Source organism: Oceanobacillus jeddahensis, from assembly GCF_000750635.1.
GTDB classification, from domain to species: Bacteria; Bacillota; Bacilli; order Bacillales; family Amphibacillaceae; genus Oceanobacillus; species Oceanobacillus jeddahense.
In genome coordinates this window covers 70473-90841 of record NZ_CCDM010000007.1, presented here as the reverse complement: position 1 = coordinate 90841, position 20369 = coordinate 70473, and the positions used below count along the sequence as shown (strand labels likewise).

19 protein-coding genes and 2 pseudogenes are annotated in these 20369 nt (G+C 36.9%); 15 read left to right on the top strand and 6 right to left on the bottom strand.

What is annotated here, in order from left to right; all coding sequences use genetic code 11:
- The first annotated feature begins 222 nt into the window (after window positions 1–222).
- The 14 genes and pseudogenes from thrS to BN986_RS23060 all read left to right on the top strand — a co-directional run bounded on the left by thrS (window position 223) and on the right by BN986_RS23060 (window position 13963).
- Window positions 223–2145, top strand: a complete 1923-nt coding sequence (gene thrS, locus BN986_RS23125) for a threonine--tRNA ligase (RefSeq protein WP_040984693.1) — start codon at window positions 223–225, stop codon at window positions 2143–2145.
- A 93-nt stretch (window positions 2146–2238) separates the two neighbouring features.
- Window positions 2239–2694, top strand: a complete 456-nt coding sequence (locus BN986_RS23120; RefSeq protein WP_040984691.1) for a GNAT family N-acetyltransferase — start codon at window positions 2239–2241, stop codon at window positions 2692–2694.
- Window positions 2695–2967: 273 nt separating this feature from the next.
- On the top strand, window positions 2968–3693 hold the full coding sequence (locus BN986_RS23115; protein ID WP_040984690.1) for a GntR family transcriptional regulator: 726 nt from the start codon (window positions 2968–2970) through the stop codon (window positions 3691–3693).
- A 61-nt stretch (window positions 3694–3754) separates the two neighbouring features.
- Window positions 3755–4807, top strand: coding sequence for a TRAP transporter substrate-binding protein (locus BN986_RS23110; protein WP_040984687.1), 1053 nt, complete (start codon window positions 3755–3757; stop codon window positions 4805–4807).
- 11 nt (window positions 4808–4818) lie between these two features.
- Window positions 4819–6720 carry a TRAP transporter large permease gene (locus BN986_RS23105; protein ID WP_074435740.1) on the top strand — a complete coding sequence of 634 codons (1902 nt, stop codon included), beginning with the start codon at window positions 4819–4821 and terminating at the stop codon, window positions 6718–6720.
- Between the two features lie 20 nt (window positions 6721–6740).
- Entirely contained in the window at window positions 6741–7931 is a 1191-nt protein-coding gene (locus BN986_RS23100) for an iron-containing alcohol dehydrogenase (RefSeq protein WP_040984686.1), read from the top strand.
- A 121-nt stretch (window positions 7932–8052) separates the two neighbouring features.
- Entirely contained in the window at window positions 8053–8967 is a 915-nt protein-coding gene (locus tag BN986_RS23095) for a selenium metabolism-associated LysR family transcriptional regulator (protein WP_040984683.1), read from the top strand.
- A gap of 167 nt (window positions 8968–9134) precedes the next feature.
- Window positions 9135–10913 (top strand): sulfoacetaldehyde acetyltransferase, encoded by a 1779-nt coding sequence (gene xsc / locus BN986_RS23090; protein WP_040984681.1) that lies wholly within the window; start codon window positions 9135–9137, stop codon window positions 10911–10913.
- 332 nt (window positions 10914–11245) lie between these two features.
- Entirely contained in the window at window positions 11246–11779 is a 534-nt protein-coding gene (locus tag BN986_RS23085) for a putative sulfate exporter family transporter (RefSeq protein ID WP_052401112.1), read from the top strand.
- Between the two features lie 188 nt (window positions 11780–11967).
- The gene (locus BN986_RS23080) at window positions 11968–12510 is read left to right on the top strand and encodes a GNAT family N-acetyltransferase (RefSeq protein ID WP_040984680.1); all 543 of its coding nucleotides are present in this window, start codon (window positions 11968–11970) and stop codon (window positions 12508–12510) included.
- 58 nt (window positions 12511–12568) lie between these two features.
- Window positions 12569–12676 (top strand): annotated as a pseudogene (locus tag BN986_RS26545) (metallothiol transferase FosB); the annotation flags it as partial.
- Between the two features lie 182 nt (window positions 12677–12858).
- Window positions 12859–13392 carry a cysteine hydrolase family protein gene (locus BN986_RS23070; RefSeq protein ID WP_040984675.1) on the top strand — a complete coding sequence of 178 codons (534 nt, stop codon included), beginning with the start codon at window positions 12859–12861 and terminating at the stop codon, window positions 13390–13392.
- Window positions 13393–13508: 116 nt separating this feature from the next.
- Window positions 13509–13694, top strand: a complete 186-nt coding sequence (locus tag BN986_RS23065; protein ID WP_040984673.1) for a hypothetical protein — start codon at window positions 13509–13511, stop codon at window positions 13692–13694.
- Window positions 13695–13708: 14 nt separating this feature from the next.
- Window positions 13709–13963: a spore coat protein gene (locus BN986_RS23060; RefSeq protein WP_040984671.1), complete on the top strand. Its 255-nt coding sequence runs from the start codon at window positions 13709–13711 to the stop codon at window positions 13961–13963.
- A gap of 363 nt (window positions 13964–14326) precedes the next feature.
- Here BN986_RS23060 and BN986_RS23055 read toward each other — a convergent pair whose 3' ends face one another.
- Both BN986_RS23055 and BN986_RS23050 read right to left on the bottom strand, forming a co-directional pair.
- Window positions 14327–14950 carry a response regulator transcription factor gene (locus BN986_RS23055; RefSeq protein WP_040984669.1) on the bottom strand — a complete coding sequence of 208 codons (624 nt, stop codon included), beginning with the start codon at window positions 14948–14950 and terminating at the stop codon, window positions 14327–14329.
- A gap of 437 nt (window positions 14951–15387) precedes the next feature.
- Entirely contained in the window at window positions 15388–15777 is a 390-nt protein-coding gene (locus BN986_RS23050; protein WP_040984667.1) for an SLAP domain-containing protein, read from the bottom strand.
- A gap of 156 nt (window positions 15778–15933) precedes the next feature.
- Between BN986_RS23050 and BN986_RS23045 the strand changes: the two genes are divergently transcribed.
- A complete protein-coding gene (locus BN986_RS23045) occupies window positions 15934–16149 on the top strand; it encodes a DUF2187 family protein (protein WP_040984665.1) in 216 nt (71 codons plus the stop codon).
- Between the two features lie 120 nt (window positions 16150–16269).
- Here BN986_RS23045 and BN986_RS23040 read toward each other — a convergent pair whose 3' ends face one another.
- From BN986_RS23040 to BN986_RS23030, 4 genes and pseudogenes are all read right to left on the bottom strand, one after another.
- A complete protein-coding gene (locus tag BN986_RS23040) occupies window positions 16270–18156 on the bottom strand; it encodes a PTS fructose transporter subunit IIABC (protein WP_040984851.1) in 1887 nt (628 codons plus the stop codon).
- Window positions 18157–18222: 66 nt separating this feature from the next.
- Window positions 18223–18654, bottom strand: a pseudogene (locus BN986_RS28160) (PTS sugar transporter subunit IIA); the annotation flags it as partial.
- 25 nt (window positions 18655–18679) lie between these two features.
- A complete protein-coding gene (gene pfkB, locus BN986_RS23035) occupies window positions 18680–19591 on the bottom strand; it encodes a 1-phosphofructokinase (RefSeq protein WP_040984664.1) in 912 nt (303 codons plus the stop codon).
- On the bottom strand, window positions 19592–20338 hold the full coding sequence (locus tag BN986_RS23030) for a DeoR/GlpR family DNA-binding transcription regulator (protein WP_040984662.1): 747 nt from the start codon (window positions 20336–20338) through the stop codon (window positions 19592–19594).
- Between the last annotated feature and the right edge of the window lie 31 nt (window positions 20339–20369).

The following is a 20369-nucleotide window of genomic DNA, read 5'->3' as shown; positions in this document are numbered from 1 at the left end:
GTTACTGCAAAATGAAGCCGTCAATCAGGTTGACGGGAATTTGGGTGGAACCACGGAGAAGCATATTCGTCCCTTTGTGATAGAGGGAAGTGTATGCTTTTTTATTTGGCAGTTAAGAAAGTGTAAACTTTCTTACTGCATAAGTATAACTAAGATTGTCACCTAAAGGCTTGGTGACAACCAAGTTTTTCTAACGACAAAATGAGAAGGAGTATCAAGAAAATGACAAATGAAGTGAAAATTATATTTCCAGATGGAAAAGAGAGCTATGTAGAAAAAGGAATTTCATTAAAAGAAATCGCAGAAAACATATCCATCGGTTTAGCGAAGAAGGCTGTAGCAGGAAAGGTGAATGGCGAACTGGTAGATGTTGGTTATTCGATTTCTGAAGAGAGTGCGATTGAATTAGTGACACTGGAGTCAGAAGAAGGACTGGAGGTTATGCGGCATACTGCTGCACACGTGTTAGCACAGGCTGTGGAGCATCTTTACGGAAAAGGCAATGTTCAGTTTGGAATTGGTCCGGTGATTGACCATGGATTCTATTATGATATGAAATGCAGAGAATCGATCACACAAGCTGATTTGGTGAAAATCGAGAAAGAAATGCAAAAGATTATTCAGGAGAATATTCCGATTCGTTCGTATGAATTCACTTTAGAACAAGCAGAAGCGTATTTTAAACAACAGAACCAGCCTTATAAACTCGAATTGTTAAAAAGCATTCCCAATGATGAGCGGATTACTATTTATGAGCAGGGAGATTTTTCTGATTTATGCCGGGGGCCGCATCTGCCATCTACTGGTTATGTAAAAGCATTTCACCTTACAAATTTGGCAGGTGCATATTGGAGAGGAGATAGCGATAATGAGATGCTTCAACGTATTTATGGCATTGCATTTGCAAAGAAAAAAGAATTAGAGGCGCATTTGCATTTCTTAGAAGAAGCTGAAAAAAGAGATCATCGTAAATTAGGAAAGCAGCTGGAGTTGTTTATGTTTTCGGAAGAAGCGCCGGGCATGCCATTTTATTTGCCCAATGGTCAAATGGTCCGTCAGAAGCTTGAGGATTTTTCCAGAGAAGCGCAGCTAAAAGCAGGCTATCAGGAAGTGCGTACACCGCTTTTGATGAACCAGCAGCTTTGGGAAGAATCCGGACATTGGGATCACTACCATGAAAACATGTATTTTTCTGAAGTAGATCATACCAATTTTGCATTGAAACCGATGAATTGCCCGGGGCATATGTTAATTTATAAACAGAAACTCCATTCGTATCGTGATTTACCAATCAGACTGGCTGAATTTGGGCAGGTACATCGTCATGAATACAGCGGAGCATTAAATGGGCTGCTTCGTGTCCGTACTTTTTGTCAGGATGATGCCCATATTTTTGTTCGTGAAGATCAAATTGAAGCGGAAATGGAAAAGGCGATTCACTTAATTGATGAAATATATGGCGTATTTGGTTTCAGCTATGCTGTTGAACTGTCTACACGGCCGGAGAAATCAATGGGAGATGATGCTGCTTGGGAATTATCAGAGCAAGCTCTAGGAAATGTTTTAGATCGGATGGAGCTTCCTTACCAAGTTAATGAAGGAGACGGTGCATTTTACGGCCCTAAAATTGATTTTCATATCAAAGATGCCTTAGGGCGCAGTCATCAATGTGCGACATTGCAGCTTGATTTTCAGATGCCGGAGAAATTTGATTTAACGTATATCAATGCAAATAATGAAAAGGTCCGTCCAGTTGTGATTCACCGGGCTATTTATGGTTCGATCGACCGCTTCCTGGGGATTCTGATCGAACATTTTGCAGGTGCTTTCCCTGTATGGCTGGCTCCTGTTCAAGCGGTTATTTTGCCGGTTTCATCTGTCCATCAGGCCTATGCAGACCAGCTAAAGGAAACTTTCCAGGAAGCTGGTATACGTATTGAAACAGACTATCGGGGAGAGAAGCTGGGATTGAAATTAAGAGAAGCACAGATGAAGAAAATACCTTATCTTTTTGTTGTTGGTGATAACGAAGAAGAACAGCAAACCATCAATGTCCGAAAGTATGGAGAGAAACAGAGTCAGAGTGTATCTGTTGAGGAGATATTAAAGCACCTTAAAAAAGAAATAAAAGAAAAGAACGGATAGTATTCATCTGATATCTTTGAGCAATTACTGTCCATACTCCAACCTTTAGTATAAAATGGAAGTATCATCTATAGCTAAAGGGGATGAGTGAGGATGACAATTACATTTAAGAAAATTGACAGTTCGAACTATAAGAAATGCTCGCTATTAAAGGTGAATGATAATCAAAATGATTTTGTAGCTCCAAATTGGTATTCTGTTTTAGAGGCAGTGTACGAAGAGAACGAAAAACATCCATATGCTATTTATCATGATGAAGAAATGGTTGGGTTTTTAATGTATTCTTATTATCCGGCAGATGAGGAGTATGATAAAGATTCCTGGTGGATGGAACGGTTTATGATTGCGAAGGATTTTCAAGGTAAAGGATATGGCAAAGCCTCTTTAAAGAAATTTATAGAAGACTTTCAACAAGATTATCCGAAAGAAGCATTACGAACGTCTGCTGTGAAGGATAATCATGTAGCAATCACATTGTATGAACATTGCGGTTTTAATAGGACAGGAGAGTTTGTTGAAGGAGAAGCGGTGTTGTTGTTGGAGGGGTAGAAGGATATCTAAGGGATGTTGATTTATTAAAATCATCATCCCTTTTTAAATGAGAAGAAGACTGTTATCCAAGAATAATGTTGAAAGTAATAATACCTCATATAATATCAGTTATGAATTCTTTCAAAAGATTAATAAAATTTACTAATAAGCCTTATTAAAATTTACAATAATGTAATTTTTCAAAAAATATTGATTTGATTATTTATTCATGTTTTAATTTTTTATAGTGAGAACTGGTAGTGATGTCACAACCATAGAGGAGCCGTGTAGATGATTGATGAAACATTATATATACCTTTACATATCCAGCTCAGCAAAAGTTTGGAAGAGAAAATAAAGACACACGAATATGTTGAGAGAATACCTAGTGAACGGGAATTAATGGATATGTACAATGTCAGCCGAACTACAGTTAGAGAGGCAGTAACAAAGCTGGTAAATGGCGGGTGGTTAATTAAAGTGCATGGTAAAGGAACTTATGTAAATCAGAGACCCCCGATTCAAGAGTGGTTATCTTCTTTAAACAGTTTTACAGAAACAGTAAGAAGGATGGGGATGATACCGTCAAGTAAATTACTGACTTCTAAGAAACTTGTTGCTGATGAACAACACATCAGTGTATTAAAAAATGAGGTTTATATGATAGAAAGGCTTCGTTATGCTGATGGAAAACCCGTTGCCATTGAACAGCATTACTACCCAATTTCAATTGGAAAGCGTCTAGCTGAATTTAACTTGGATCAAGAAACAATATATGACTTACTTGAAAATGAGCTTGGCATTATGCTTGATGAGGCAGAACAGTTTATAACAACAACCGTTATTGAAGAGCATTTAGCAAAGTTTTTAGAAATACCAAAAGGATCTAATGTTTTATTAGTAGAGAGAACAATAATAGATAGTAAAGGAAATGTTATCGAATATTATATCGGAAAATACCGCCCAGATATGTATACATTTCGAGTGAAAACAAAAAGAAATATTACAAAAAAATAAAGGATAAAGTGAAGGTTTCTTTTTTACCAATTATGTAAGCGTTATCAAAGGAGAGGATGCTATGAAAAAATTATTTCTCCCGATTCTTGTCACTCTCGTATTTGTTTCGATGGTTTTGTTAGGTGATGCAAGATTAGCCAGACTTTCCGGATCAACAGAATTAGATGTAATTACACTTAGAGCTGCTCAGTCAAAGGCATGGAATCATCCCGTTTCACTAGGAATTGATAAGTTTGCAGAATTAGTAGAGGAAAAATCAGATGGAGAAATAATCATTGAAACATACCATGATGGGTTGATTGGAGATGATAGGGAGGTAATAGAAAGTGCCCAAAGAGGAAGTATTGCTTTTGCCAGCTCGTCTACGCCAAATATGACAAGCTTTACAAATTATTTTACAGCCTGGGACTTACCTTACATTTTTGAAAACAAAGAAGAGGTGTATAAAGCAATTGATGGAAAGCCGGGAGATATTGTTCGTGAAGAGATGGAGAAATCAGGGTTTAAAGTTATTTTCTTTCCAGACTATGGTTTTCGGCAAATTGTCAATAATACGATGCCTATAGAGGAGCCATCCGATCTTAATGGAATGAAGATAAGAACAACAAATTCAAGAATTGAACAAGCTGATTTTACCGCATTTGGTGCCAATCCAACTCCAGTAGCATGGTCTGAAGTTTTTACAGCATTGCAGCAAGGTACCGTAGATGGAGAGGGAAATACGTATTCGCTTCTTTGGGATTCGAAGCATCAAGAAGTACTTTCTCATGCAGCGGAGGTAAATTATAACTATAGTTCAGATATTCTGGTTATGAACAAGGACTTATATGAAGAACTGGAACCATACCAGCAGGAAATTATTATGGAGGCTGGTGAGGAAGCGATGGAGTGGCAAAGAGTTGTTGCAACAGAAAGAGATGAGGAAGCAAAACAACAGTTTATCGATTATGGTATTGAAATATACGAACCGACGGAAGAAGAATATTTAGAATGGAAACAAGCAACGGAAATAGTTTGGGACCAATATGTAAGAGAAGGTTATGCAGATCCTGAATACGTTGATATTATACTGGACACGATTGATAAAACTAGAGAAAGTATTTTTGAAGAGTAGGAGGAGGGGCTGTGGAAGCAGTAGTAAGCGGTAAAGCAAATAATAGTCCGGAACAGCCGTCAAGTTTTTGGAAGAAATTTCTTTCTTTTATTGATCGACGATTTGAAGAAATACTTATTGTATCAGGGTTTCTAATTTTTATTATACTAATAAATTTACAAGTAATTAACCGTTATTTACTCCCGTTTTTAGATATTGGAAACATTACTACATGGACAGAAGAACTATCTAGATATTTATTTATATTCGTTTCTTTTCTCGGTGCTAGCCTAGCCATACGCAAAAGAGAATCTATTCAGGTTAGCGTAATTATTAACAGGTTTCCGAAATCAGTTCAAAAAGCACTTCATTTAGCTAATATGCTATTTATGTTTTATTTTAGTTACATGATGGTAATGAACGGGTTTCAGTTGATATCTTTTCAAATGGAAACACAGCAAACAACACCAGCTTTATCAATTCCAATGGCTTTTCCGTATAGTGCAATACCAATAGGATTTGCGTTAATTATGATTCGCTTGATTCAAATGTTTATCAAAGATATGAAACATATGACAATTCAAGAAGGACTGCTTGGACTTACTTTTGCTATTGTTATGATTCTGCCGATTGCTTTCCTGGATAATGCCGGAATTGCAGTGGTATTATTCGGTTACTTTATACTTTTTATTATTATTGGTATGCAAATTGCATTTGCGTTAGGGGCAAGTACATTAGCAACAGTTCTTGCTACAGATGCTATACCGGTTGATTTTTTTCCGCAAACAGCATTTACAAGTATTGATAATTTCCCGATTATGGCTGTTCCATTTTTTATTGCTGCCGGTATTATTATGGGTGGAGGAGCTATTATTAAACGGTTGTTGAATTTATCAGATGAGCTTCTAGGTTTTCTGCCTGGTGGGTTAGCATTAGTAGCAATTATTACTTCCATGTTTTTTTCGGCGATAAGCGGTTCGGGACCCGCAACGGTTGCTGCTATCGGGACATTATTAATTCCTGCCATGATTAAACAAGGCTATCATGCCGGATTTGCTACAGGCGTTGTGGCAACTGCAGGAACAATCGGGGTCATTATCCCTCCTAGTAACCCGCTTGTTATTTACGGAGTAGTATCACAAGAATCTATTTCTCAGTTATTTCTCGCTGGTATCTTCCCCGGTATTATTACTGGACTATTACTCTTGCTGGTAGTTTATATTATTTCTAAAAAGAATGGCTGGCAGGGGGAACGCAAAACATTTAATTTAAACCGCTCAGCAAAAGCAGCTTGGGATGCCAAACTTGCCCTATTGGTTCCTGTCATTATTTTAGGTGGGATTTATGGTGGATTGATGACCCCTACTGAAGCTGCAGCTGTGGCAGCTGCTTACGGAATCATTATTGGTATGTTTGTCTATAAAGACTTGGGTTTAAAAGGTGTTTATAACAGTCTTGTTAAAGCAGGGGTTACTTCGTCAATTATTATCATGTTAATGGTTATGGCAAGTATATTTGGACGGTTAATCACATTAGAAAGAGTAGCAGAAATTGTTGCCGAATCTGTCCTTGCTTTAAGTGAAAATAGATTTGTAATTCTTTTACTTTTAAATTTATTTTTATTAATTATCGGGTTATTTTTAGAAGCGTTAGCAGCAATTGTTATTTTAACACCTATTCTGTTACCTATGGCCACAGCAATTGGTCTTGACCCTGTTCATTTTGGTTTGATTATGATATTTAATTTAGCTGTCGGCTTTATTACCCCGCCTGTAGGTGTGAATTTATTTGTGGCAGCAAGTACTGCAAAAATAAAAATTGAAGAAATTATTAAAGGAAATAAATATTTATTGTTAACCATGTTGGCCTTACTATTAATTATTTCGTACGTTCCTGAAATTACGATGTGGCTTCCGGAGTTAATCAGGAACTAAACATAAAGGAGTGCATTTTTATGTATACGGTGTTTCAGCCAAAGCAAATTATAATTGGTGAAAATAGTTTGGAGAAGCTGGGTGAAAGTGCTAAAAAAAGAAATATAACAAATTTGTTGGTTGTAATAGATCATTTTTTAACACTCTCTCCATTAGATTATGATGATAAGATTAAAGAGAGATTAAAACAAGAACATATCGATGTGACATTCTTTTCTGATTATCGAGGTGAGCCATCTTTACAGCATTTGCGGGCTGCTTTAACAATAGCAAATAAAGAAACGATTACTGGAATTGCTGCGGTTGGGGGAGGGAGTGCTATCGATATTGCGAAAGCAGCAGCTCTCTTTTATAAGAATCCTCAAATGGATTGGGATGCAATCCCAAAACAGGAAAGCTTAGACAGGCTGCCTTTAATTGCAGTTCCAACCACTGCTGGAACAGGATCAGAAGCAACAAAGGTTATGGTTATAACAGATACCGAAAAAGGGATTAAAATGAATCCGGGACATTCTGATTTAATCCCAGATACAGCAATACTTGATTCAGCTTTAACAAGCAGCCTGCCAAAGAATTTTACGGCATATACCGGAATAGATGCTTTAACGCATGCAATTGAAGCATTTGTATCCACAAAAGCCAACATAGCAACGGATCAATATGCTTTAACAGCAATTCAAATTGCAGGTAGATCTTTACCAGTTGTATATCAAGATGGCATGAACATGAAAGCCAGGGAGGAAATGCTTTTAGCCAGTTCTTATGCGGGTATTGCATTTTCTAATGCTTCAACCAATTTAGCACATGCTGCCGGAAGAGCCTTAGGAGCAAGATTCCATATCCCTCATGGGCTAAGTGTAGCAATTTTATTGCCATTAGTAATGCGTTTTGGTTTGCAGGCATCACCGGAAAGATATGCGCAAATTGCGGTTGCATTAGGAGCGGATGCAAGTAAAGATGTATATGAACTGGCTGAACAATCAATAGGAATAATTGAGAACTATTGTGATGAATTTCAAATTTGGAAAGACGCATTAAAATATATTCATCTTAAGGAACTAGAAAACAACATAGATTTATTAGCGCAAGATGCTTTGGAGGGTAATGGTATTTTAACGAATCGCATTGTCCCCACAAAATCAGATATAAGAAAGTTATTTTTAGATTTAATTGAAAAATTAAAAAAGAAAAAAGTAATTAAACAAGTATAATCAAAGAAAATTTTAGCAAAAAATTAATTTTTGGTGAGGAGGAAACTTATTTTTAATAAAATATTTATTTGAACTGGTCGTGATGTCAGTATGTCTATAATAATGAATGGGGTGGGAGAATATGAACTATGAAAAACTAAAAACCTTTATAGTTGTTGCTGAAAAAAAGAGTTTTTCAGAAGCTGCAAAACGATTATTTGTCACCCAGCCTACTATTACAGCACAGATTAAAGCTTTGGAAGAAGAACTGAATACGAAATTATTTGAAAGAACTACCCAGAAAGTAAGTTTAACTCAATCCGGCTTCATTTTGATGAATCATGCCAAAGAAATCGTCCGGTTAAATGATACTGCTCGTAAAGAGATTACAGAAATAGATAATATCGTTCATGGAGAATTAAGTATTGGGTGTAGTTTTACAATTGGAGAGTATATCATGCCTGAGTTTCTAAAAAAATTCAAAGACATGTACCCTCTTATCCAGATTAAAGTAGATATTACCAATTCTAATAATATTATTTCTAATATTAAGGATCAACGTGTGGATGTTGGTTTGATAGAAACGCCGATAGATGACAGTGAAATCGTTATTGAATCGTTTTTAGAGGATGAATTAATTCTCATTGCTTCCCCGCTGTCTCTTCCATCTGAAAAACTTAGTATATCAATGAATGAATTGAAAGCGTTGCCGTTAATTGTGAGAGAAAAGGGGTCAGGGACAAGAGCTGTAGTAAATCAATATTTAAATCAGTTAAATGTAAAGGAAGAAGAATTGAATATTGTAATGGAGTTAGGAAGTACAGAGGCAATTAAAGCAGCGGTTGAAGCAAAATTAGGTGTCTCTATCACTTCCAAAAGTGCAATAAAGAAAGAACAGAAGCTTCATTTACTAACAGCTTATAAAATAAAGGAGGTATCCTTCTATCGATTTTTTTATACAGTTTACGGAAAAAACCAGGTTTTAAAATCTACTGCAGAATTGTTTATAGAAGAGTTATATAGGATGACCAAGAAAAAGGGGGAGCTTCGATTGTAATAACACTTTGCTAATCTAAAAAGTGTCTAAATAAATTCTTAAAAGAGATTCAAAAAGGGGGTGTTTGCAAAATTATGGTATCCAAAGAGGTTTATTCATTCGTTTTAATATAAAGCGTTATTAAGTTCGTTTAATTTTTAAATATAATGATACAAGGAGGAATTACGATGGCAAAGCAATCTTTAGATTTAAATCAGGTGACAAATCAAAAAATGAAGATGACACCGAGTGAAGCAATTGTTGAAACACTGGTAGCAGAAGGGATAAAAGAAGTTTATGGTATTGTTGGATCAGCCTTTATGGATATGCTCGACTTATTTCCAACAGCAGGAATTAGATTCCTACCAGTAAGACATGAACAAAGCGCAGCTCATATGGCCGATGCCTATACACGTGTTTCTGGTACTGCCGGAGTTATTATCGGTCAAAATGGACCAGGGATTACCAATATGGTGACCTCAGTAGCGGCTGCAAATCAGGCACATACACCAATGGTGATTATTTCACCATCAGCAGGTACACCAACAATTGGCTTGGATGGATTTCAGGAAGCTGATCAAGTATCTATTTTCCAAGCAATTACAAAAGAAACAGTAAGAGTTACGCATAAAAGCAGAGTTGCAGATTGTTTACGTACAGCTTTCCGGATAGCTTATGCAGAACGTGGTCCAGTCCTTTATGATATTCCGCGTGATTTATTCTATGGCGAACTTGAAGACCAAATTTTACAGCCTTATCAATACCGTGTGGATTCCCGGGGAAGTGGAGATCCTGTACTATTAGATAAAGCAGTAGACTTATTAAAGAATGCGAAATATCCAGTGATTATTTCTGGACGAGGTACAGTTGATTCCAATGGGATAGAAAGAGTTAAACAAATTGCTGAACATTTAACGATCCCTGCTGCTGTATCATATATGCATAATGATGCTTTCCCAGCAGAACATCCATTGGCTGTAGGTCCAATTGGATATATGGGATCTAAAGCAGCGATGCATACGCTTCAAAAAGCGGATGTGGTACTGGCCATAGGAACACGCTTGTCTGTATTTGGGACATTGCCTTGTTATGATATTGATTATTTCCCTAAAAATGCTAAAATTATTCAGGTTGATATTAATCCAAGAAATATTGCAAGAACACATCCAGTGGAAGTTGGAATTATTGGTGATGCAAATGCAGCAACAAAAGCATTATATGAAAAATTAGTGGAAGAGGTACCAAATACCGTAGAAAATCAAGCTAGATTAAAAGAAGTTGAAGAGGTGAAAGAAGAATGGGAGAAAGAATTGGTAGATTTGGCAATGAAGGATGGAAACCCTATTAATCCACGCCGTGCTTTATTGGAGTTGACCGAAGTACTACCAGAGAATACGATTATTTCAACAGATATTGGAAATGTTTCCTCTACAGCAAATGCTTATTTAAAGTTTAATCAAACGAGACGTCACATTGCTGCTTTAACATTTGGAAATACGGGCTTTGCATACCCGGCAGCGCTTGGGGCACAGCTGGCAGATCCTAATGCACCAGTTGTTGCAATTATTGGTGATGGTGCTTGGGGGATGAGCTTACATGAAGTTAGTACAGCGGTAGAGCAAAATATCCCTGTAGTAGCTTGCGTTTTTAATAATAAATCATGGGCAGCAGAGAAGAAAAATCAAGTGGATTATTATGATGATCGCTACGTTGGATCTGATATTGAAGCGCCGGAATTTGCAGAAGTAGCTAAGTCAATGGGAGCATCAGGATATACAGTTGAAAAAGCAGAGGAAATTGGCCCGGTTATAAAGGAAGCATTAGACTCGAAAAAACCAGCAGTTGTCAATATTTATGTTGACGGAACACAATTAGCACCTCCATTCCGGAGAGATGCACTGCAAATGCCAACCCGCTACCTTGATAAATATAAACATTTGGATTATGAGGTGTGGGGAAAGGAATAAACTAGCATCTAAAATTTACGTATCGGATATCCGATACGTAAATTTTAGATATATTAATAAAGTTGCATTAGAACCTGTTATGGATATGTTAGGTCAGATAGTTTTTTTTATCACGGAGAACCGCCCGTAAAACTCCCGCCACAAAATAAAGAGCGAAAATAAATTAATTTAGGCGGGAGATAACGGGCGCTAACTCCCTGAATCACTTAGGTTAATTCAGTAGGAGAATGAAGGAAGCAGACTAAGTTCGCGACGTCCTGGGACTGGGACTGGGACTGCGATTACTCGCCCCACCGAAGAGCTTTTGCGATTACTCGCCCCATCGTAAAGAGTTGTGCGTCGAAAAACTCCCACTGAATGAAGTTTCGTTTTATGACCAGCTCTTTCATAATCCGGCAGTCATTGAAACGGCAACAGTAACAAAATTGACAAGAAATTTGTTTATTATTGCTATTATTCCGCTTGTATCTTATTTATTTTTTTATCAAAAAAGGAAAGAATCGGGTCAAGATAACATCGAAAAGGATAAAGTACCGAAATGGTATACATTTATTCCGTTATTTGTAATTGGATTTTTGATTCTTTCTGTTATCCGTACCATTGGGGATGCAACTTTAGAAAGTTCGGGAGTTTCTTTTGGTATATTTACTGAAAACACATGGAAATCTATCTACACTAGTCTAAGTTCATTTGGAACGACATATCTGCTTGGTATTGCTATGGCAGGTGTTGGTTTATCAACTAACTTTAAAAATTTTAAAGGGATGGGACTGAAGCCGTTTTATATCGGGTTTATTGCAGCGTTGGCAGTTGGCGCTGTAAGTCTTATTTTTGTTTCCTTATTTGGAGGTTTTGTAAAAGTGTAATGATTCATCAAAATAATTTACAAGAGATAGTAACATTCTTTATAACAAATTACGAAATCACAAGTATTATCTTAGTTATAACATTGATTTATATAATGTTGGTAGAAGAGGCAATAACATACTTGAGATGATTTTCTTGCTTTCCTGTTATAAAATAAAGAAAGTAATTTATTTCAGGAGGTTTTATAGTGGACTGGTTTCAACGATTAAATGAATATTTCCCAGTGGAAGAAATGAAAGCAAAAGAACAAATAGAAGCTTTGTTGAAAGACAAATCGGACCATTATTATAAAGATGAAAGTGATTTGCATATTATGATGTATGCGGAGTATGCCGAATTTATTTTTATTGATTTCTTATGGGTTTCTGAGAAAGCCCGCGGAAAAGGGATAGGTAAAAAGCTGATTCAGCAGCTGAAAGATAAACGGAAGACGATTATTTTGGAAGTAGAGCCTGTTGATGAGAATAATGTAGATACGGAGAAACGTTTGCGTTTTTATTTTCGGGAAGGATTCAAGGTGTCAGGAAACATCTCTTACCAGTTTCAGGCATTGGTATCTCATTCAGAAATAGATCTGGATATCATGTACTGGGATGAACAAGAGAAAACAGACGAGCAATTATTAGATTATATGATAACCATTTATGAAGAAATTCATTCTTACAAGCAGAAAGAAATCTACGGATATGATCCAAAACCTGCAAGTGATGTAGTGAAGTTAAAAGTTTAATAAAAGAAATTTGAAAACAGGAGGATTTTGATGCAGGTTCAAGGAGTAAATCATCTTTTATTTTTCAGATTTTGACGGGCATAAGTTTGAATTACATACTGGAATGCTTCAAGACCGGATGGAGTATTATCAAAACGAAAAAAAGCATATGACTTATTATCCGTAAAATATAAAAATATGAAAGAATAAGTTGATGAAAAGAGTTCTCCGATATAAGGAAACTCTTTTTTTTGGTAAAAAGCAGGAATTAGAAAAATAAAGTGGAATTTAAAAACAAAAGGAGTTGATTCCAATGGTATATCCAGCTTCCACAAATTAAAAAATTTAAATATCATTGGGGGAGTTACGTTGAAGGCAGTATTAGCAATTGATATGCAGAAAGCACTGATTAATGAACAGTATGACCTGGGGCAACGTGTAAAAAATATGGAAACGGTGCTAGAGGATTTTTCAAATCAGAATTATCCTGTTTTCTTTATGCAACATACTAGCGAAAATAGAGAAGATCCGTTCTATATTGAGGGAAAGGGTGCAGAGGTTTATCCGCCTTTAAAAAAATATGCTACAGAAATAATTCAAAAAGAAACTCCCAGTGCCTTTTACCAAACAGATTTATTGGAAAAGTGTCAGGCATATAAAGTGGACGAGCTTATTATTATTGGCCTTAACACAGAATTTTGTTGTTTATTTACAGCAATTGCTGCATATGATAGAGGTTTCAAAGTTGTATTTATAGAGGATGCTACCGCTACCGTAAATAATGGAGAAGTATATGAGGTGTCAGAATTAGATATTCCAGATTTTATTGGAACTGTTTTGCATTGGTCAGGATCGATAGATGTGCTTGATATGGAAGAATATAAAGATTGGATTCAGATTTAATTCGTTTTAATTAAAGAAAAGCAGTAAAAAATTTCTTTATCACACCCACCTAAAGGCATATAAATAAATTCATTGGGCATAATAACTTTGATTAATTTTGGAAAGGGGTTTGTCTGATGAGCCAATTAACGCAAACGGAATTAGAGACATTGCGTAAAGTTATTGGAGAGCATGGGATGATTGTGAATAAGCTGGAGGCTTATGCTGAACAGGCACAAGATCCGGAGTTTAAATCTATTCTGCAATTTGATGCGCAAGATGCTCGCAATGCACAGCAACAATTAATGTCATTTTTACAATAGGAGGGTGATAAAAAATGTTTCAGGATAAAGAGATGGTAAATGATTATTTAAACGGTCTGAATGCAAGTCTGAAAGGTTATGCTGGTTATATTTCTGAATCAAATAATCCTGCATTGCGCCAAAAATTTGTGGAACTAAGAAACAAGGATGAAGCGCGTCAATTAAAAGTGTATCAATATGCATTGCAGCATGGTTATTACCAGCCTGGGCAGACAGCAAGTCCTCAAGAAATTCAACAAGTACAAACTGAATTATCCCAAGGTAGCTAATCACATAAGAGGTTAATATCAAAATGCTGGCGAAATTGCGAGCTGTATTTTGATATAAAAACGAGAAGTCTATTTATTTCATAGGCTTCTCGTTTTGCTTCATTATTTTTTTATCACGGAGAACCGACCGTAAAATTCCCGCCTCCAAATAGAGCGTAAAATAAATTTATTTAGGCGGGAGATCAGGTGAGCTAACTCCCTGAATCAATTAGGCTAACTCAGTTGGAAAAGAACAGCAGACTAAGTTCGCGACGTCCTGGGACTGGGACTGCGGTTACTCGTCCCACCGAAGAGCTTTTGCGGTTACTCGTCCCATCGTAAACAGTTGTGCGTTGAAAACTCCCACTGAGTGAAGCTTTCGTTTTATATCCAGCCTTTTCGATATGCTAAAAGCATCGCATTTGTCCGGTCATTTACGTTGAGCTTTCGTAAAACGGTTGTTACATGATTTTTCACCGTTTTATCGGAGATTTCTAAGTTTTTGGCGATAATTTCATTATTGTTTCCTCTGGATATTTCAAGTAAAACATCCCATTCCCGTTTGGTAAGAAGGCCCTCTGGACGGGACTGTAATGTAGAAGATAGAGTTAAAAACTCGTCGTGCAATTCCTTAGCTAGCTCGGGGTAAACATAAATGCATCCTTCATTAATGAAACGGATTCCTGATATGATTTCATTTAAACTCATATTTTTAACAAAGTATCCATCTATATCAAATTCATATAAGCGGATAATATCTTTCATATTCAAATTAGGCAGGATAATTGCAGTTTTAACGTCTTTTAACTGCTCCTGTTCAAGAATACGTGTGATATCGTTGTATTGATAAATTGGAATCATAATTAGATCTGGTATATTGGATGAACCAAGCTGAAAATCATCTAAATCTCGTAAAGATAGGATAGAAATATTCAAATTCGTTTTTTCTGATAGCGTAAATGCGTCAATAAAATTCAAAGTTGAGTTCGAAGTTGGTGTTATACTCAATATTATCATCTCCTGTCGTTTGAGTGAGTATTTTCGTGATGTCAATAAAAATGAATAATTATACGATCTTGAGTCTTGATTATAACTTACGGGTTTCGACAAAATGATTCGAAATTGTTTTTTATATAAGGATATGAATTTTTAAACTTGTTGATGATGAAATCCCATCTTCAAATATAGCATACGATTGTAGGAATTTAAATGTTGTAACCATTTCTTAATGAAAAATGATAATTATATCCTGGTTTAAAAAAGAAAAAGTACCTACATATGCATGAATATCCAAGTAATATACTATTTATAAAACGAAACCTAGTTCAAAGGATTCGTTTGTTAACCTGGTGAGACACATCCTTCATTTAATTTGAAATATGGTGACGTTTTTTCGTTTTCCCCTCGTCATCATTTGATTTTTATCTACATTTAATAAGGAGAAATTACAGACGCTTGTGCAGCTTTAAACTGCCGTCTAGATTAATGGAGTTACTAGTAAGACTGGATTTTGGAAAGATAAAAGTCCAAGGCATACTAGAGTCCGGAGGGACCAACACTCTTTCTAAAGTGAACTTTTGTATTGCTTTAACAGTATCATCTTCTACATATTCTAATATAGAATTATCAAATGAATATGCTTGTCCGCTAAAGTTATTAATCAAAACAGTAACCAATACATCTGACCGATGATTTCTTGCTTGCCATAAAGGGGTGAATGTAATTGATTTATCATCTAAATCGGATGGCACTATATTTTGAAATTTCTTCTCGATTTTTTGTCGGTCCGTATCGGGAAGGGCTTTATCCCATTTTGGCTCAAAAACAAGGTTCATAACAAATCCTCCTTATAGTACCTTGATTATATAAGATTCGAGCTCGGAAATAAATTTTTAGCGTTTCTTTTGAAAAAAAATATGATTCCTTATACACTTATGGTACGATGAATGAGGTAAATTACTAGTCCGTTACGAATTAAGGGAGGTTAAAACATGGAAGAAGAAAATTTAGAACAAGAACCGGTGAAGCCGGAAGATATTGCAGAAGTCGGTGAAACGATCAGTATTGTTCGTGGAGAATATAAAGGAAAGAAAGCAGAAGTGCTTATTATCCGTGAGAATTCTGTTATTGTCCGTATCGGAAATCATCCATCTACTGGAGAACCGATTAAAACAGTAGTTAACCATAAAAATTACAAGAGAAAATAGTTTCGATATAATGAATAGCTCTGGTATAGCAATTGTGCCAGAGCTTTTTATTTATTAAAAAAGAGGAGAGTTCAACATTTGTCGAACTCTCCCCTTGAAAATCCAGGTATTGATTCTTTCTTATTTGGAAACTGGTTTTTTCCATATACCAAGTATTAACGCTGAGATAACTGTACCAATAAGTAATGATAGTAAGAAGAACCACCATGCATTGCCTAAGAAAACAACGAAAATACCGCCATGTGGTGCTGGAATGGTACTATGGAAGAATTGAGTCAATCCTCCAGCAATTGCTGCACCGATAACAGACGAGGTAATTACACGCAATGGATCTGCCGCCGCAAATGGAATAGCACCTTCTGTAACAAAGGAGAGTCCCATAATATAATTGGCTGTTCCGGATTTGCGCTCATCTGCAGTGAATTTATTTTTAAAGATCGTTGTTGCCAGAGCGATGGCTAATGGAGGTACCATCCCGCCAATCATTGCTGCTGCCATAAATGCGCCCTCTCCTGTATCATTAAAGATACCGATCGAGAAAGTGTAAGCTGCTTTATTAAATGGTCCGCCCATATCGATAGCCATCATGCCGCCGAGAAGGATACCAAGCAGGACGATATTTCCTGTCCCAAGGCCTTCAAGGAAGTTGAGGATAAAACTATTAAGGGTTGAGAAAATCGGTCCGATCGCAAAGTACATTGCTACCCCGGTAGCGAGCAGTCCCAACACAGGGTATAATAAAATCGGTTTAAGACTTGCTAAAGATTGCGGTAGATTTTTTAATAAGTGTTTGATTAATACAATCAAGTAACCTGCTACAAAACCGCCGATAAGACCGCCGATAAAACCGGCGTCACTGTTATCTGCCATCATACCTGCTACAATACCAGGCATTAGTCCCGGCCTGTCACCAATACTCATGGCGATATAACCAGCAAGAATCGGAATTAAGAAGCTAAATGCTGTGTCTCCCACGCTGTTAAAGAAAAGGAAGACTTCTGATTCTTCTCCCAGTGCCCTTTCAAACAGGAAGGAGATAGCCAATAGTATTCCGCCGCCAATAACAAATGGTAGCATATGGGAAATCCCGTTCATTAAATCTTTATAAATCTTACCCCAAGCAGATTGTTTCTCATATTCTTCATCGTCCCCGGATTGTTCTCCTGAGGCATGATATATGGGTGCATCTTGATTAGATGCTTTTGTAATGAGCTCTTCTGCTTTTTTAATACCGTCTACAACCGGGCGCTCGACAACATGCTTACCATCAAATCGTGCCATTTCAACTTTTTTGCTGGCAGCAATGATAACGCCGGAAGCACGATTGATATCTTCATCTGTTAAATGATTTTTCGTGCCATCTGAGCCATTTGTCTCTACCTTAATATCTACATCCATTTCTTTTGCTTTTTTCTTCAGGGCATCCTCTGCCATGTAAGTATGTGCGATACCGGTAGGACATGCTGTAACAGCAACTACAAATGGTTTTTCATCACTGCTTGTTGACGGATCTGCTTCAGATGCATTTGTTTCATCCGTTTCTTCAGAATCTTCCGCCGTTGCCTCAAGAAAGAGCTGCTGTACTTCATCAGGAGTAGCCGCTTCTTTTAATTTTGCCACAAAACTTGGTTCCATTAATAACTTAGAAAGGGCTGCTAACGTTTGTAAATGTGTATCATTTCCACCTTCAGGAACAGCAATCATAAAGAAAAGATGAGCAGGCTGACCATCTAAGGAATCATAATCTACTCCATTTCTACTTTTTGCAAATAATACAGTAGGTTCTGTCACTGCTTTTGTTTTAGCGTGTGGCATCGCAATGCCATCGCCTAATCCGGTAGAGGATTGTTCTTCCCGGGCTAATATAGCTTGTTTAAAGGATGCTTGCTCCGTTAATACATTGTGTTTATAAAGGCTTGCAATCATTTCATCAATAACATCTTCTTTTGATGATGCTTGAAGATCTAAAAGCATCACATCTTTTTTCAATAAGTCGGTTACTTTCATCTCTTCATTTGTTTCTTCGTTTTTCTCCTCTTCCGGAGCTTCTTCTTTCGTTGCTTCAGCAAAAAGAGCTTGTACTTCATCTGGAGTACCTGCTTCCTTTAATTTACCAGTAAAATCTGGTTCCATTAAAAGGCGGGATAACGCTGCGATGGTTTGCAAGTGTGTATCATTTCCACCTTCAGGAACAGCGATCATAAAGAAGAGGTGGGCAGGTTGTCCATCTAAGGAATCATAATCAATTCCTGTTTTACTTTTAGCGAATAGGACAGTAGGTTCTTTCACTGCTGCTGTTTTGGCATGTGGCATTGCAATACCATCACCAAGACCGGTGGAGGACTGCTCTTCCCGGGCTAAAATAGCTTCTTTAAACGATGCTTGATCGGTTAATACATTGTGTTTATAAAGACTTGCAATCATTTCATCAATAACATCTTCTTTAGAAGAAGCTTGAAGGTCTAAGAGCATGACATCTTTTTTTAATAAATCAGTAACCTGCATGTTTCTCATCCTTTCTATCGTGAGATTAAATAGTTTCTATTTGAATTTGTGAGCGTAGATTTTCAATGGCCTCTGTGGTAGCTAAATCCTCAGAAAAAGCCGTTGCGCTGCCAGAGGCGACAGCTGTTTTAAACGATTCGACCGGGTCATTTGACTTTAAGAAGGAACTGATAAATCCTGCAACCATAGAGTCTCCTGCGCCGACAGAATTAATCAGCTTTCCTTCAGGTGCTTCTGCTCTGTAGTTTCCCCGATCCGTGATAAGCAATGCGCCATCTCCACCCATGGAAATAATAACGTGCTTAGCTCCTTTTTCTAAGAGTTTTTTTCCGTAAGTTATCACTTCTTCATTTGTTTTCAATTTCACATGAAATAATGCTTCAAGTTCGTGAATATTTGGCTTCACTAATAACGGCTTATAGCTTAAAGATGCTTCAAGCGCAGCTCCGGTTGTATCAATTGCAAACTCGGCACCTTGGCTTGTTGCTTTTTGAATGAGCTGTTCATAGAAATTATCAGGCAGAGATGGAGGCTTGCTTCCGGATAAAATGACTGTATCTCCTTCTTTCACCTCTTCTAACTGTTTCAGGAACCTGGTAACTTCTTCATCTGATAAAGCAGGGCCGCGTCCATTTATTTCTGTTTCCTGATCCGATTTAAGTTTGATATTGATGCGTGTATCTTCTTTGATATTTACAAAATTTGTACGAACGTCTAATTCGTTTAAAACATCTTCAATAAATTTACCTGTGAAGCCACCTACAAATCCAAGCGCTACAGAATCTGTTGAGAGTGCTTTTAATATTCTCGACACATTAATCCCTTTTCCGCCGGGGAGCTTATAGTCATTATCCATATAACTTAGCCCGCCTAACTCTATTTTATCGACAGGAACAATGTAATCGATCGATGGATTTAATGTGATGGTATAAATCATCTAATCTACCTCCAAAATTGTTGTGTGATTTAAATACGGTTGATGTATGGTGGATATTTTATTTGTAATAAACGTTACATCGGAAAAATCACATATCTTTGCAAAGCTGACTTTATTCCATTTACTATCATCTGCAAGAAAATAAGTGTCTGAAGCCCGTTCAATGGCTAATTGTTTCATCGATGCTTCCTCAGGATCTGGTGTTGTACAGCCATAGGTCATATCAATACTATCTACACCGAGAAAGGCTTTGGTGAATTGATAATTCATTAAAGAACGTTGACTAGGTGCGCCTACCATCGCTTTTGTAGAATGCTTTAATTTACCGCCTACGAGGTAAGCTTCAATTTGCCTGTCTGCAAGCATTGAAGCATGGGCAATACCGTTTGTAACAACGGTAATCGACGAATCTGTAAGAAATGGAATCATTTCCAGTGTAGTCGTACCTGCATCTAAATAAATGACATCATTCTCTTCTAAAAGTGAGACGGCATACCTCCCTATGTTCTTTTTTTGTTGACTGTTTTTGACTGTTTTTTCCTGATACGTTAATTCTGCTCCAAATGTAGCGTTTAATTTTGCTCCTCCATGTATTCGTAAGAGGAGGCCTTTTTCTTCCAAATACGCGAGATCCCTACGTATAGTGGATTCGGAGCAGTCAAGGCTCTCGATTAAATCAACAGACTTAACTACACCGCTTTCATTTAGGCGACGTAAAATAAATTGATGGCGTTCATCTGTTAGCATGATCTTCACCTCTTGATTTTATAATACCATT

Excerpts from the sequence above, each read along its gene's own strand:
- BN986_RS23110 (WP_040984687.1), top strand. The coding sequence starts at position 3,755 with ATGAAAAAATTATTTCTCCCGATTCTTGTCACTCTCGTATTTGTTTCG.
- pfkB (WP_040984664.1), bottom strand. The coding sequence starts at position 19,591 with ATGATTTATACCATCACATTAAATCCATCGATCGATTACATTGTTCCT.
- BN986_RS23065 (WP_040984673.1), top strand. The coding sequence starts at position 13,509 with ATGAGCCAATTAACGCAAACGGAATTAGAGACATTGCGTAAAGTTATT.
- BN986_RS23040 (WP_040984851.1), bottom strand. The coding sequence starts at position 18,156 with ATGAAAGTAACCGACTTATTGAAAAAAGATGTGATGCTTTTAGATCTT.
- xsc (WP_040984681.1), top strand. The coding sequence starts at position 9,135 with ATGGCAAAGCAATCTTTAGATTTAAATCAGGTGACAAATCAAAAAATG.
- BN986_RS23120 (WP_040984691.1), top strand. The coding sequence starts at position 2,239 with ATGACAATTACATTTAAGAAAATTGACAGTTCGAACTATAAGAAATGC.
- BN986_RS23030 (WP_040984662.1), bottom strand. The coding sequence starts at position 20,338 with ATGCTAACAGATGAACGCCATCAATTTATTTTACGTCGCCTAAATGAA.
- BN986_RS23060 (WP_040984671.1), top strand. The coding sequence starts at position 13,709 with ATGTTTCAGGATAAAGAGATGGTAAATGATTATTTAAACGGTCTGAAT.
- BN986_RS23045 (WP_040984665.1), top strand. The coding sequence starts at position 15,934 with ATGGAAGAAGAAAATTTAGAACAAGAACCGGTGAAGCCGGAAGATATT.
- BN986_RS23050 (WP_040984667.1), bottom strand. The coding sequence starts at position 15,777 with ATGAACCTTGTTTTTGAGCCAAAATGGGATAAAGCCCTTCCCGATACG.
- BN986_RS23100 (WP_040984686.1), top strand. The coding sequence starts at position 6,741 with ATGTATACGGTGTTTCAGCCAAAGCAAATTATAATTGGTGAAAATAGT.
- BN986_RS23095 (WP_040984683.1), top strand. The coding sequence starts at position 8,053 with ATGAACTATGAAAAACTAAAAACCTTTATAGTTGTTGCTGAAAAAAAG.
- BN986_RS23115 (WP_040984690.1), top strand. The coding sequence starts at position 2,968 with ATGATTGATGAAACATTATATATACCTTTACATATCCAGCTCAGCAAA.
- thrS (WP_040984693.1), top strand. The coding sequence starts at position 223 with ATGACAAATGAAGTGAAAATTATATTTCCAGATGGAAAAGAGAGCTAT.